Annotated in this window: 12 protein-coding genes; 2 read left to right on the plus strand and 10 right to left on the minus strand. The window is 71.1% G+C overall.

Going from position 1 to position 14,221, the window contains the following annotated elements; translation table 11 throughout:
* Positions 1-32: 32 nt before the first annotated feature.
* The 5 genes from AB0J02_RS29265 to AB0J02_RS29285 all read right to left on the minus strand — a co-directional run bounded on the left by AB0J02_RS29265 (position 33) and on the right by AB0J02_RS29285 (position 5,863).
* A complete protein-coding gene (locus AB0J02_RS29265) occupies positions 33-1,514 on the minus strand; it encodes an ABC transporter permease (RefSeq protein WP_363196794.1) in 1,482 nt (493 codons plus the stop codon).
* A gap of 177 nt (positions 1,515-1,691) precedes the next feature.
* Complete coding sequence (locus AB0J02_RS29270; RefSeq protein WP_363196795.1) at positions 1,692-2,375, minus strand: ABC transporter ATP-binding protein; 684 nt, start codon at positions 2,373-2,375, stop codon at positions 1,692-1,694.
* A 48-nt stretch (positions 2,376-2,423) separates the two neighbouring features.
* A complete protein-coding gene (locus tag AB0J02_RS29275; RefSeq protein ID WP_363196796.1) occupies positions 2,424-3,911 on the minus strand; it encodes an ABC transporter permease in 1,488 nt (495 codons plus the stop codon).
* Between the two features lie 143 nt (positions 3,912-4,054).
* Positions 4,055-5,323: an Ig-like domain-containing protein gene (locus tag AB0J02_RS29280; protein WP_363196797.1), complete on the minus strand. Its 1,269-nt coding sequence runs from the start codon at positions 5,321-5,323 to the stop codon at positions 4,055-4,057.
* Between the two features lie 201 nt (positions 5,324-5,524).
* Positions 5,525-5,863 carry a hypothetical protein gene (locus AB0J02_RS29285; RefSeq protein WP_363196798.1) on the minus strand — a complete coding sequence of 113 codons (339 nt, stop codon included), beginning with the start codon at positions 5,861-5,863 and terminating at the stop codon, positions 5,525-5,527.
* Positions 5,864-5,972: 109 nt separating this feature from the next.
* Between AB0J02_RS29285 and AB0J02_RS29290 the strand changes: the two genes are divergently transcribed.
* Positions 5,973-6,269, plus strand: coding sequence for a hypothetical protein (locus AB0J02_RS29290; RefSeq protein ID WP_363196799.1), 297 nt, complete (start codon positions 5,973-5,975; stop codon positions 6,267-6,269).
* Between the two features lie 30 nt (positions 6,270-6,299).
* Here the strand turns inward: AB0J02_RS29290 and hutH are convergent, their stop codons facing one another.
* From hutH to AB0J02_RS29315, 5 genes are all read right to left on the minus strand, one after another.
* Positions 6,300-7,838, minus strand: a complete 1,539-nt coding sequence (hutH, locus tag AB0J02_RS29295; protein WP_363196921.1) for a histidine ammonia-lyase — start codon at positions 7,836-7,838, stop codon at positions 6,300-6,302.
* A 64-nt stretch (positions 7,839-7,902) separates the two neighbouring features.
* Positions 7,903-9,075, minus strand: coding sequence for a sensor domain-containing diguanylate cyclase (locus tag AB0J02_RS29300; protein WP_363196800.1), 1,173 nt, complete (start codon positions 9,073-9,075; stop codon positions 7,903-7,905).
* Positions 9,076-9,150: 75 nt separating this feature from the next.
* Positions 9,151-9,954, minus strand: coding sequence for an enoyl-CoA hydratase-related protein (locus AB0J02_RS29305; protein WP_363196801.1), 804 nt, complete (start codon positions 9,952-9,954; stop codon positions 9,151-9,153).
* 40 nt (positions 9,955-9,994) lie between these two features.
* Positions 9,995-11,122: an adenylate/guanylate cyclase domain-containing protein gene (locus AB0J02_RS29310; RefSeq protein ID WP_363196802.1), complete on the minus strand. Its 1,128-nt coding sequence runs from the start codon at positions 11,120-11,122 to the stop codon at positions 9,995-9,997.
* Between the two features lie 451 nt (positions 11,123-11,573).
* Complete coding sequence (locus tag AB0J02_RS29315) at positions 11,574-12,446, minus strand: biotin--[acetyl-CoA-carboxylase] ligase (protein ID WP_363196803.1); 873 nt, start codon at positions 12,444-12,446, stop codon at positions 11,574-11,576.
* Between the two features lie 140 nt (positions 12,447-12,586).
* On the opposite strand from AB0J02_RS29315, the gene AB0J02_RS29320 reads away from it, so the two are divergent.
* Complete coding sequence (locus tag AB0J02_RS29320; protein ID WP_363196804.1) at positions 12,587-14,206, plus strand: acyl-CoA carboxylase subunit beta; 1,620 nt, start codon at positions 12,587-12,589, stop codon at positions 14,204-14,206.
* Positions 14,207-14,221: the final 15 nt, after the last annotated feature.

Raw genomic sequence — 14,221 nt, forward strand, 5'->3', positions numbered from 1 at the left:
AAAGGGGGTTGGATGCCCGTGCAGGGCCGCTGCTACTCGACGCGGCGCAGCGCGTCCGCCGGGCGCAGGCGCGAGGCCCGCCAGCCGCCGAACGCGCCCGCGATCAGACCGCCCGCGACGGCGAGGCCGACCGCGAGGGCGATGGTGGTGGCGGAGACCGGGGCACTGAGCGCGATGTCGAGGGTCTTGCTGCTCGCGCCCGCGGCCTGGCGCCCCATGCCGCCGCCGAAGCCGCCGCCGCCACCGGGGCCGCCGCCCATCTGCCCGCCGGTGGAGCCGAGTTGGGCGGAGAGGGTGGGGCTGATGGCGGTGACGGCGTAGGCGCCCGCGAGACCGACGGCGATGCCGAGGACACCGCCGATGAGCCCGTTGACCACGGCCTCACCGATGACCTGGCGCGTCACCCGGCCCGACTTCCAGCCGAGCGCCTTGAGCGTGCCGAACTCCCGCACGCGCCGCGACACGGCCGAGGACGTGAGCAGGCCGGCCACCAGGAACGCGGCCACGAGCACCGCGATGGACAGCCACTTGCCGACGTTCGAGGCGAGGTTCGAGGCGGTGGACAGCGACCCGGAGACGGTGTCGGCGAGGTCGGCGGACGTGGTGACCGTCGTGCCGCTGATGTTCTTCTGGATCGTCGACTTGACGGCGTCGATCTGCTGCGAGTCGGTCGCCTTGACGTAGACCGTCGTCACCTTGTTCTTGGTGTCGGCGAGCGTCTGGGCCTGCTTCAGCGGCAGGTACAGGTTGGCGGCCGCGTCCCCGCTGTCGGGCGTCGCGATACCGATGACCTTGTACTTCGTGCCCTTCACGGTGACGCTGTCGTCGACCGCGAGCTTCTTCTCCTTGGCGTACGAGGCATCGGCGACGACGACCTTGGAGTCCGTCTCCGACGTCTTGAAGGTCCGCCCCTTGGTGATCTTCGAGGAGGTCAGCGGGCCGAGGTTCTGCTTGGTGACGTCGGTGCCGAACACGGAGTAGGAGTTGACGTCGAAGTTGGCGCCGCCGCCCTCGACGCGGCCCTGCGGCTGCCCGCTGCCGCCGCCGGGGCCGCCCCGCCCGGTTCCGCCGCCCTGCTGCTGGTCCTGCTTGAACTGGCCGCGCGTGAACTGGCCGCTGACCTTCATCACCTGAAGGCTGAGCCCGCCCACGGTGTCGTCGACGCCCTTCTGCGCCGCGACCTTGGTGACCGTGGTCGAGGCGAGGGTCTGGAACCCCTGCACCATCACCCGGTCGGTGCTCTGCTCCTTGTCGGAGTCGCTGTCCTTGGCGTCGAAGTTGAAGCGCGGCCGGCCGGTCTCGCCCTCCTTGGGCGCGGCGGCGGCCTTGGTGACGGTCATGTCGGTGCCCAGGCCGTACAGGGACTGCAGGACCTTGTCCTGCGCCTGGCTCATGCCCGAGGACACGGAGTTGACCACGATGACCAGCGCGATACCGAGTGCGAGGCCGGAGGCGACGACGAGAGCCGCCTTTCTGCGCCGGCGCAGCTCACGCCTGAGATAGGTGAAGAACATCGAAGCCTCGCCGATGACGGCCCCGACTCGGGGCGCTGACAGGAATCAGCGGGAGCGGCAGCGACGTCCGTCGGCTGCTGCTCCCGCTGCGGCGAAACGTATGGGGGCGCTGTAAGGGTTGTGTGAGGTGAGGATGAGAACCGGATGAGACCCGTTGCGCGGGCCCCTCCGGGGGTGTCAGGCCGCGGCCTTCTCCGTCACCGTGATCCGGCCCTTGCGGATGGTGGCCACTCGGGGGGCCTTCTTCGCCAGGGTCGAGTCGTGGGTGACCATGATGAACGTCAGCCCGTGTTCCCGCCACAACCCTTCGAGTACGTCCATGATCTCGTCCCGGGTCGACTCGTCGAGGTTGCCCGTGGGCTCGTCGGCGAGCAGCACCTTCGGGTTCTTCACCAACGCCCGCGCGATGGCGACGCGTTGCTGCTGGCCGCCGGACATCTCGGAGGGCAGATGCGTGAGGCGCTCACCGAGGCCGACCGACTTCAGCGCCTCCGCGGCCCGCTCGCGCCGCTCGGCGACCTTCAGGCCGAGCGGCACCAGGGCCGTCTCGACGTTCTCCTGCGCGGTGAGCGTCGGGATGAGGTTGAAGGACTGGAAGATGATGCCGATCTTCTCGCTGCGCACCCGGGTCAGCTTGGCCTCGGAGAGCGTCGCGAGGTCGACGCCGTCCAGGACGACGCTGCCCGCGGTGGGCCGGTCGAGGCCGCCGAGCATCTGCAGCAGCGTCGACTTGCCGCCGCCCGTCGGGCCCTGGATGACGAGCCGGCCGCCGTCCGCCACCGTCAGGTCGACGCCGCGCAGGGCGTCGACGGTCTCCTTGCCGCGCCGGTACTGCTTGGTCACGCCGGTCAACTCGTACATGGGGAACTCCTGTTCAGGCCTGGTCGGCAAAGAAGGGGGGCGGTTCGGCTATTCGACGCGGCGCAGCGCGTCCGCCGGGCGCAGCCGCGAGGCCCGCCAGCCGCCGTACGCCCCGGCGATCAGGCCGCCCGCGATGGCGAGCGCCGCGGCGAGCGCGATGGTGGAGAGGCTGACCGGCGCGGAGAGTGCGACGTCGACGGTGCTGGAGGCCGCCTGGCGACCGCCGCCGCCGGGCCCGCCGCCCATGCCACCGCCACCGGGACCGCCGCTCTGCCCGCCGCTGGAGCCGAGCTGGGCGGTGAGGGTCGGGCTGAACGCCGTGACGGCGTACGCGGCGACGAGGCCGAGCGCGATGCCGAGGACACCGCCGATGAGCCCGTTGACGATCGCCTCACCGGCGACCTGCCGGGTGACGCGCCCCGACTTCCAGCCGAGCGCCTTGAGTGTGCCGAACTCCCGCACGCGCCGCGACACGGCCGACGAGGTGAGCAGCGCGGCGACCAGGACGGCCGCGGCGAGTACCACGATCGACAGCCACTTGCCCACGCTGGAGGCGAGGTCGGAGGCGGTCGACAGGGAGCCGGAGACCGAGTCGGCGAGGTCCGAGGACGTGGTGACCGTGGTTCCCGAGATGTTCTTCTTGATGGTCGCCTTGACGGTGTCGATCTGCTTCGAGTCGGTCGCCTTGACGTAGATCGTGGAGACCTTGTTCTTGGCGTCGGCGAGTGTCTGGGCCTGCTTCAGCGGCAGGTAGACGTCACCGGTCGAGTCGCTGCTGCTCGCCTGCGCGATGCCGACGACCTCGTACTTCACCTTGTTGATGGTGAGGGTGTCCCCGACGGCCTTGGAGTTCTCCTTGGCGTAGGACTTCGAGAGGACCGCGATCTTGGCGTTCGTCTCGGCGGCCTTGAAGGTCCGCCCCTTGGTGATCTCCATGGTGGAGAGCGGTCCGAGGCCCTGGTGCGCGACGTCGATGCCGTACACGGAGTACGAGTTGACGTCGAAGTTGGCGCCGCCGCCCTGCACGCCGCCCTGGCCGCCTCCGCCGCCCTGACCGCCCGGCTGTCCGCCCTCGGCGGAGCCGGAGCCCGAGCCGCCGGTGGTCGCCTTGCCCTGGGTGAAGGAGCCGGAGACCTTCATGACGCTGAGCTGGAGCGCGCCGGTCGCGGAGCCGACGCCCCGCTGGTCGGCGACGTCGGAGACCAGCGACGACTTGAGGGTCTGGCCGCCGGCCGTCATGACCCGGTCGGTGGACTGCTCCGAGTCGTCGTCGCTGTCGTCGCCCTTGGCGTCGAACTTGAAGTTGGGCCGGTCGCCCGACCCGCTCTTCGACGGCGCCTCGGCCGCCTTGGTGACGGTCATGTCGGTGCCGAGGCCGTAGAGCGATTCGAGGACCTTGCCCTGGGCCTGCTTCATCCCGGCCGAGACGGAGGTGACCGTGATGACGAGCGCGATGCCGAGCGCGAGCCCGGAGGCGACGACGAGGGCCGCCTTGCGGCGTCGTCTCAATTCACGCCGGAGGTAGGTGAAGAACATGAGGCGGACAGTAAGGACACTGCTTGGCACTGAGCTGTGTGTTGCATGCGGTCTTCCTAGGTGCCCGGTGAAAACAGCATGAATCCGAACAGCGTGAAGCCCCGGCACGCGGTGCGTGCCGGGGCTTCACGGGAGTACGTGGATCAGGCGGCCGAACCGGCCTTCCAGTCCGCCCAGCTCAGGTTCCAGCCGTTGAGGCCGTTGTCCGGGGCGACGGTCTTGTCACCGGTGTTCTTCACGATGACGACGTCACCGACCATGGAGTTGTCGTAGAACCAGGCGCCCGGCGTGCTGGAGTCGTTCGCACCCTTGGCGTCGGAGAGGCCGACACAGCCGTGGCTGGTGTTGACCGAGCCGAAGATCGACTTGGCGCCCCAGTAGTTGCCGTGGATGAACGTGCCGGAGTTCGACAGGCGCATCGCGTGCGGCACGTCCTTGATGTCGTACTCGCCCTTGCCGTCGTCGTCCGTGAAGCCGACCGACGCCCCGTTCATCCGGGTCTCCTTGAACTTCTCGGAGATCACCATCTGGCCCTGGTACGTCTTGTTCTCGGGCGAACCGGCGGAGATCGGGATGGTCTTGACCGTCTTCCCGTCCCGGGTGACGGTCATCGTCTTGGTCTTCGCGTCGACCGTGGAGACCTGGTTGCGACCGACCTTGAAGGTGACGGTCTTCTGCTGGACACCGGTCACACCGCTCGCGCCCTCGACGCCGTCGAGGTCGAGCTTGAGGGTGACCGTGGAGTTGCCCGTCCAGTAGTCCTCGGGGCGGAAGTCGAGCCGGTTGGCGTTGAACCAGTGGCCGACGACCTGCTGGCCGCTGCTGGACGACACCGTGATGTGCGACTGCACGTCCGACTTGTTCGTGATCGCCTTGTCGAAGTTGATCGACACGGGCATGCCCACGCCCACGGTCGAGCCGTCCTCCGGCGTGAAGTTGCCTATGAAGCTGTTGCTCGGGGAGACCGTGGTGAACGACGCGTTCTCGTGCGCGGCGCGGTTCTCCGAGTCGTTCGCCGTAGCGGCGATCTTGTACGTCGTCGCCCGCTCGAGCTGGTTCGTCGGCTTCCAGCTCTTCTTGTCCGCGGATATCTGGCCGGCGACCGCCGTGCCGTCGGCCGTGGTCATCGTGACCTCGGTGAGCGAGCCCTTGCTCACGGTGACCTTCGCCGCGTTGTTGATGCTCGCGTTGTCGGAGCCGTCCTTCGGGGCGATCTTGATCTCGGCCTGTGAGGTCTTCTTCGCCGCGGCCTCGTCCGCCTGCGCCTGCGACTCCTTCTTGCCGCTCGACGAGGTGGCCGAGTCGCCGTCGCTCCCGCTGCACGCGGAGAGCACCAGCACGCCACCGAGCACAGCGGACGCGGCCATCAGACCCTTGCGCCGCTTACCGTCCGTCATCACACGCTTCTCCATAGTCGCCGAATTCCGACTTTCCCGGCTTCCCCGACTGCCCCGAGTCCGCTCACGGAGAACACAGGGGTTCCCCTTACGCTTGGACAACGCGCTGACTGGTTCATCCCGTTCCCGAAAACGCCCCGATGTGGGGGACGCCACGTCCGGAGCCCCCGGGCGGCGATGGCCGCCCGGGGTTCCCGTGCCCCGGTACGTCAGCCGTTACTCGCGCTCCTCGCCGCCCTCCGCGTCATCATCCTCGTCGAGGTCCCAGTCCGGCGAATCGGGGTCGTAGTCGACCTGTTCGCTGGACCACGAGGCCTGCACCAGCTCGGCGCCCGGCACGTCGCCGACCAGGTCGAACGGGTCCACGAGGTACGCGACGGCCTCCGCCTCGTCCTCCTGTACGGCGTGCTCGGCGTGCGCGCGCTCCTCGGCGGGCATCGCCTCGTCCTCGGCGACGCGCTGGAGTGCGGCGCCCATCAGCGCCTCCGCGTCGGCGACCTCCAGGACCAATTCCACCTTCAGGCGAACAAAACGTGACGTCTCATCAGTGCTCATACGCCGGAGCGTACGACCCGCTCCGCTCGTGACTTTCCCGTGACCCGCCCCTTTCACTAACATCGGCCCACACGGCCAATTCGCCAGCGCCACAAGGGGGATCGCTTCCGTGTCCGCCGCACGTCGATCACTGTTCACCGCCACCGCCGCCGGGACGCTCCTGGCCGCCCTGTGGTTCGTCCCCAATGCCACAGCCAACCCCGAGCACCCCGCCAGCACCGATCAGGACCGGACCGCCACCGCGGCCGCGGTCGACGCCCAGTCGGACCAGCAGCTCAGACTGGCCGACACGGGGACGTTCGACACGACCCCGTACGTGATCGGCGGCTCGGCGTTCCTGGGCCTGGGCGTCGGATTCGTGGCGTACTCGGTCCGCCGGGGCCGCTCCCTGGAGGCGCCCATCTGACGCGCCCGGGGTGCGACCCGGGGAGCGGACCTACGCGAGGGGCCCGGTCACCGTCTCGACGGCCGTCACCAGCGCGCCGCTGCGCACGAACGCGTCCGCGGCGGCGAGATCCGGCGCCAGGAACCGGTCGGGTCCCGGCCCCTCGACCCCGGCCTGTCGCGCGGCGGCGATGACCGCCCGCGACGCCGGCGCGGCTTCGAGGCCCTCCCGCAGTTCGATGCCGCGCGTGGCCGCGTAGAGCTCCACGGCGACGATCCGCGCGAGGTTGTCGACGGCCGTCCGCAGCTTCCGCGCGGCGGACCAGCCCATCGAGACGTGGTCCTCCTGCATCGCCGACGACGGGATCGAGTCCGCGGAGGCGGGCACGGCGAGCCGCTTCATCTCGCTGACCAGCGCCGCCTGCGTGTACTGGGCGATCATCAGGCCCGAATCGACGCCGGCGTCGTCCGCGAGGAACGGCGGCAGGCCGTGCGAGCGGTTCTTGTCGAGCAGTCGGTCCGTGCGCCGCTCGGTGATCGACCCCAGGTCGGCCGCCGCGATGGCCAGGAAGTCCAGCACGTACGCGACCGGCGCGCCGTGGAAGTTGCCGTTGGACTCGACGCGCCCGTCGGGCAGCACCACGGGGTTGTCGACGGCCGCCGCCAGCTCCCGCTCGGCCACGAGGCGCGCGTGCGCCATGGTGTCCCGGCCGGCCCCGGCGACCTGCGGGGCGCACCGCACGGAGTACGCGTCCTGCACGCGCGGCGCGTCGTCCTGGTGATGGCCCGTCAGCCCCGAACCGGCCAGCACGGCCGCCATGTTGGCGGCGGCCGCGGCCTGGCCGGGGTGCGGCCGGATGGCGTGCAGCTCGGGCGCGAGGACCCTGTCCGTGCCGAGCAGCGCCTCCAGCGTCAGGGCCGCCGTCACATCGGCGGCCTTGTAGAGGTTGTCCAGGTCGTCGAGGGCCATGACGAGCATGCCCAGCATGCCGTCCGTCCCGTTGAGCAGGGCGAGCCCTTCCTTCTCGCGCAGCTCGACCGGCGCGATGCCGTGCTCGGCGAGCAGCTCACCCGCGGGCCGCACGACACCGTCGGGCCCTTCGGCGTCGCCCTCGCCGAGCAGGGTGAGCGCGCAGTGGCTGAGCGGCGCGAGGTCGCCGGAACAGCCGAGCGACCCGTACTCGTGCACGACCGGGGTGATCCCGGCGTTCAGGACGTCCGCCATGGTCTGCGCGACCTCGGGCCGCACGCCGGTGTGGCCTGAGCAGACGGTCTTCAGGCGCAGGAACATCAGCGCGCGTACGACCTCGCGCTCGACGCGCGGGCCCATGCCCGCCGCGTGCGAGCGCACGATGTTGCGCTGCAGCTGCGCGCGCAGTTCGGGGCTGATGTGCCGGCTGGCGAGCGCGCCGAACCCGGTGGAGACGCCGTAGACGGGGTCCGGCTTCGCGGCGAGCGCGTCGACGATCCCACGGGCCGCGGTGAGCGCGGCCACTGCCTCTTCGGAGAGTTCGATCCGGGCGCCCCGGCGCGCCACGGCGACCACGTCGGTCGCGGTGACCCCGGCTGTCCCGACCACCACAGTGTGCATATCCATATTCAGGAACGTACACAGTGAATCCGAAGATGTCACGACCGAGTTCCGGGAGGGCCCCTTACCTGCGGAAGGGCCCCTCACTCGGGGGACGCGGCTCCCGGCCCCTGATCCGCCGACGCTCCCCGGGGACCGCCGGCGGCGCGTCGGCCAGCCGTACGACCGGGTCGTCGAGCCCGCCGTCCCGCCCCGCCACCACCGGCTTCGCGGCGCGCAGCGCCTTCGCCCGGTACTGCGCCGCGTCGGCGAGCCGGAACAGCCGACGGGCGCTGCGCACCTCGCCGATGGGGTCGCCGGTGGAGGCGATCCCGACCGCCACCCCGTCCCCGATCTCCATCTCCGCGGCGCGGGAACAGAGCTCGTCCCCCACGCGTACGACCTCGTCGGCGGAGGGCCCCACGGCCAGCAGGCAGAACTCGTCACCGCCGAGCCGCGCGGAGAGGGCTCCCGGCAGCATCGCCCCGCACAGCGAGAGCACCGAGCCGAAGCGTTCCAGGAGCCGGTCGCCGATGGCGTGCCCGAGGGTGTCGTTGACCCGCTTGAGCCCGTTCAGATCGCAGACGACGAGGCTGACGACCGCGCCCTCCGTGGCGTGCCGCTCCACCGCCTCGTCAAGGCGCATGTCGACGGCCCGCCGGTTGGCGAGGCCGGTCAGAGCGTCGGTGAAGGCGAGCCGCCGCGCTTCCTCGAGGCGCTCGGCCTGCGCGATCCCGGCCGCGACCACGGACGCCAGCACGGTCGCGAAGTCGGCGTCCCCGGGCCCGTACACCGGAGCGCCGGTCGGCCGCGCCACGTACAGCTCGCCCCAGGCCCGGCCGTGCAGCACGATCGGCGCGACGACACAGCAGCCGCGCCCGCGCCGGCGCAGCGCGGCGACCCGCTGGTGGCAGTAGCCGCCGCTGTCGACCGGGCCGTCGGCTGTCTCGACCCAGGCGTCCGGCTCGCCGCCGCCGGCCCACCGCTCGTGCAGGAACTCGGCGATCTCCGGGAACCGGTGCACCGGATACGCCTCGGCCTCGGGGAACCGCTCCTCCCCCTCGGCCCGGTCCCCCACGTTCACCAGGACCCGGAGCCGGCCGCGCTCGCGCTCCCACACGGACAGGGCGGCGAAGCTCCCGGACAGCGCGTGACAGGCGCCGAGGGCGGCCGCCCGCCAGGTCTCGCGCGGACTCTGCGCAGCGGCCATGCCCTGCGCGAGCGTCACCACGGCGCGCAGCCGGACGTCCTCTCCCATTGATCCAGGTTAGGGACTTTTCAGACATTTGGGTGAGTTGAGTGCGTCCGTCCCGGGCTCCCGGGCCTCTTCAGATCACTCGCCCGGCCACTGCGGCCCGCGCTTCTCGTTGAACGCGGCCACCCCTTCGGCCCGGTCCGCCGAGAACGCCACCGACCGCCAGGCCGCGTCCTCCACCTCCAGCCCGGCCCGCAGATCGAGCCCGTGACCGAGCCGCAGCGCGCGCTTGGCGGCCCGCAGACCGACCGGCGAGTTGGCAGCGATCCGCGCGGCGAGCGCCAGCGCCTCCGCGCGGTCCTGCCCCGCCGCGACCACCTGGTCCACGAGCCCGAGCTCGGCCGCCTCCGCGGCCTCCACACGGCGCGCCGTGAAGATCAGCTCGGCGGCCCGCGCGGCCCCGACCCGGCGCGGCAGCAGCTGCGTACCGCCACCGCCGGGGATCACCCCCACCGACACCTCCGGCAGCCCTACGACAGCGCTCGCGTCGGCCACGATCAGATCGCAGGCGAGCGCGAGCTCGAAGCCGCCGCCGAGCGCGAACCCGTGCACGGCGGCGATCGTCGGCATCGGCAGTTCGAGCACACCCGTGTACGCGGCCCGCGCCACCGGCCGCTGGCGCACCAGCTCGGCGTCGGAGAAGGAGTTGCGCTCCTTGAGGTCGGCGCCCACACAGAAAGCCCGCTCGCTGCTGGAGGTGACGACGACTACCCGCACGTCCCGGTCGCCGCCCAGCGCCTCGCACGCGGCACCGACGGAACGCGCCATGTCACTGGAGACGGCGTTCATGGCCTTGGGCCGGTCGAGCACCAACTCGGCGACCGTCCCGCTCTCCTGGCGCCGGACGACCACGAACTCCCCGAACCGCTGCTCATCACCCATGACTCGCCCTTCCGGTTAACGTCAGTTAACCGGAAGGGTGTCAGGTGCGCCGGGTCAGCGTCCAGGGCTCCACGACGCCGAGACCGCGCACCGGCCGCTGCCACATCGGCTGCAGCGCGAACCGGTACGAGGGGGGTTCCTCGCCCTGCTCCTCGGCCTTCTCTGCGGCGGCCGCCGCCTCCGCCTCGGAGGCGGGCGCCTCGGTGGTGCGGATCAGCTCCTCGGCGAACGCGCCGTCCACCAGCACGTTGTCCTTCGGCGCTATCGACGTGAGCCTGCTGGCCAGATTCACGGTCGTACCGAACACGTCGCCCATGCGCGTCGTGACCGTTCCGAAGGCCATGCCGACGCGCAGCTCCGGCATCGTCTCGTCGTTGCTCATCGTCTCGATGAGCCGCAGCGCGATCTCCCCGGCCGTGCCCGCGTCGTCGGCGGCGAACAGCACCTCGTCGCCGAGCGTCTTGATGAGCCGGCCGCCGTGCGCCGCGACCAGATCGGCCGCCGTGGTCTCGAAGGCCTCGACGAGCTCGCCGAGTTCCTCCTCCTCCATACGCCGGGTCAGCCGCGTGAACCCGACCAGGTCCGCGAACCCGACCGCGAGCCGCCGGTCCACCATCTCCTCGTCGTCACCGGCCTGCACGACGCGCCCGGTGGCCGCCGCGAGCTGCCGCCGCCACACATAGACGAGGAACTCCTCCAGCTCGGGCAGGAGCAGCTCTATCAGCGGATACGTGACCTCGGTACGGGTCATGCCGGGCTCCGGCGGCTCGGTCAGACCCTCCAGGAACGAATCGATCTGCCACTCGGCGAGGCGGGCGGTGGTCTGCCCGGTGGAGCGGGCGACCTGCACGGCCATCGCCTCGCTCAGCAGCCCGGCCTCGACGAGACCCGCGAGGCGCCGCAGCGCCAGCACGTCGGCCTCCGTCAGCGCCCTGGCCTGCCCGATGTCGGCGAAGCCCATGGCCCGCCAGAACCGGGAGGCCAGCTCCATGGAGACGCCCGCGCTGCGGGCCGCCTGGAACGGGGTGTAACGGCGCTCGGCCCCGAGAATCAGCTGTTCGAGCCGGAGCGCGAGGGGGTCCGCCGCGTCCTGCTCGTCCCCTTCCCCCTCCGGCTTCTCGGGGTCGGGTGGGGTGCCCGTGCCGGAGCCCGAGTCGTCGACGGTCACGCCTGCTGCCCTTCCGATCTGCCACGGTCAGGTATCGACCGGGCTCAACTCTACGGCAGCCACCTGTGCGCCACGTCACTCCGCTCGGGGCGTGTGTTGCGTGGTCGCCGCTCGACATCGACACCCGGGGATCGGACGCCGTCCGGGGTGCCACCTTGTGTGGCGTGAGCGGATGCGCCGCCTTCGTGGCTGGTCGCGCCCACGCGGCGGAGCCGCACATCGATACAGCCCCGCGCACTTCGTACGCCATCTCGGGCCCTCTGGGGCGGCGACGGAGCCGCGTGCCCCAGGGGTGCGCGGGGAACTGCGCGCGAAGTCCCCACCGGCCCGCGGCCACAAACCAACCGGAACCCGGCAGACGCTCAGGGGCGCGGGGAACCGCGCGACCAGCCCCCGCCGGGCCGCGGCCCGCGACGAGACCGCTCCCGGCAGACGGTGGCGGCGCCCAGCCCTACGCGGGGCGCAAATGAACGATGTCGCCGGCCCCGACAGCCTCCCGCTCCCCGTCGGCGGGCAGGATCACCAGCCGCCCGTCCCCGTCCACGGCAACCGCCTCCCCCACCAGATCCCGGTCCCCCGGCAGAACCGCCCGCACCGAGCGGCCGAGCGTCGCGCAGCCCGCCGCATAGGCGTCCTGCAGCCGGGACAGCCCGGGATCGCCCTCGGCCGCGCACCACTCCAGATACCAGCGCTCGAAGGACCTGAGCACGGCCCGCAGCAAGGGCTCCCGGTCCAGCACCTTCGCCCCGGCGAGGGCGAGCGAACCGGCCGTGGGGACGGGCAACTCGTCGGCGCGGAGCGAGACGTTGAGGCCGATGCCGATGACGATGCCGTCCGGTCCGGCCCGCTCGGCGAGGATCCCCGCGGCCTTGCGCTCCTCGCCGTCGACGGTGACGAGCAGGTCGTTGGGCCACTTCAGCGCCGTGTCGACGCCGGCCGTGGCGGACAGGGCGGTGGCGACGGCGACCCCGGTGAGCAGTGGCAGCCAGCCCCAGCGCTCCACCGGCACCTCGTGCTCGCCGGGCCTGACCAGGACGGAGAAGAAGAGGCCCGAGCGCGGCGGAGCCGACCAGCGGCGGTCCAGGCGCCCGCGGGCCGCGCTCTGCTCCTCGGCGACGAGTACGGCGCCTTCCTGCGCGGAGCCGGCCACGGCCCGCTCCACCAGGTCCGTGTTGGTCGACCCCGTACGGGGCACCACCTCCACGGACGACCAGAGTCCATCGCCCCGGACGAGGGAGCGGCGCAGCCCGGCCGCTCCCAGGGGCGGCCGGTCCAGGTCGGACCAACGGCTGTCGTGCGCGTCTGAACCATCTCGCGGCGTCATGCAACCCAGCCTAGGTGTGGCAAACGCCGCACTGCCGAACGGTATTCGCGCCACTACCCTACGAGTCAGTAGCCCCACTTATTTTCCCCGTACACCATCCCCCGTGAGCAGCGTCGAATCAGGCAGGGAGCCGCATCCCGATGTCCGAGTTGGAAGATCCCCAGAAGACTCAGCAGGCTCAGCAGTCTTCGAGTGCCGACATCCACACCACCGCAGGCAAGATCGAGGATCTGCGGCGCCGGATCGACGAGGCGACGCACGCGGGCTCCGCGCGCGCCGTCGAAAAGCAGCACGCCAAGGGCAAGTTGACGGCGCGTGAGCGGATCGGGCTGCTGCTCGACGACGACTCGTTCGTGGAGCTGGACGAGTTCGCGCGGCACCGCTCCACCGATTTCGGCCTGGACGCCAACAAGCCGTACGGCGACGGCGTGGTGACCGGGTACGGGACCGTGGACGGCCGCCCGGTGGCGGTCTTCTCGCAGGACTTCACCGTCTTCGGCGGCGCGCTCGGCGAGGTCTACGGCCAGAAGATCATGAAGGTGATGGACTTCGCCCTCAAGACGGGCTGTCCGGTCGTCGGCATCAACGACTCGGGCGGCGCCCGCATCCAGGAGGGCGTCATGGCCCTCGGCATGTACGGCGAGATCTTCCGCCGCAACACGCACGCGTCCGGTGTCATCCCGCAGATCTCGCTGGTCGTCGGCCCGTGCGCGGGCGGCGCGGTCTACTCCCCCGCGATCACCGACTTCACGGTGATGGTCGACCAGACCAGCCACATGTTCATCACCGGGCCCGACGTCATCAAGACGGTCACCGGCGAGGACGTCGGCTTCGAGGACCTGGGCGGCGCGCGCACGCACAACGCGCAGTCCGGTGTCGCGCACCACATGGCGGGCGACGAGAAGGACGCGATCGAGTACGTCAAGTCGCTGCTGTCGTACCTGCCGTCGAACAACCTGAGCGAGCCGCCCGCCTTCCCCGAGGAGGCGGACCTGGCGCAGACGGACGAGGACCGCGAGCTCGACACCCTCATCCCGGACAGCGCCAACCAGCCGTACGACATGCACACGGCGATCGAACACGTCCTGGACGACGCCGAGTTCTTCGAGACGCAGTCGCTGTTCGCGCCGAACATCCTCACCGGCTTCGGCCGCGTCGAGGGCCACCCGGTGGGCATCGTCGCCAACCAGCCGATGCAGTTCGCCGGCTGCCTCGACATCGACGCGAGCGAGAAGGCCGCCCGCTTCGTGCGGACCTGCGACGCCTTCAACGTCCCCGTGCTGACCTTCGTGGACGTCCCGGGCTTCCTGCCGGGCGTCGAGCAGGAGCACACCGGCATCATCCGGCGCGGCGCCAAGCTGATCTACGCGTACGCCGAGGCGACGGTGCCGCTGATCACCATCATCACCCGCAAGGCGTTCGGCGGCGCCTACGACGTCATGGGCTCCAAGCACCTGGGCGCGGACCTCAACCTGGCGTGGCCCACCGCGCAGATCGCGGTCATGGGCGCGCAGGGCGCGGTGAACATCCTGCACCGCAAGACGCTGGCTGCCGCCGACGACGTAGAGGCGACGCGTGCCCGGTTGATCCAGGAGTACGAGGACGCTCTCCTCAACCCCTACACGGCGGCCGAGCGCGGTTACATCGACGCCGTGGTGCTGCCGTCCGACACCCGGGCGCACATCGTCAAGGGTCTGCGTCAGCTGCGCACGAAGCGCGAGTCGCTGCCCCCGAAGAAGCACGGCAACATCCCCCTGTAAGCCCTACCCCGCGAG

It is taken from the genome of Streptomyces sp. NPDC050264 (assembly GCF_040655895.1).
In the GTDB taxonomy this organism is placed as follows: Bacteria; Actinomycetota; Actinomycetes; order Streptomycetales; family Streptomycetaceae; genus Streptomyces.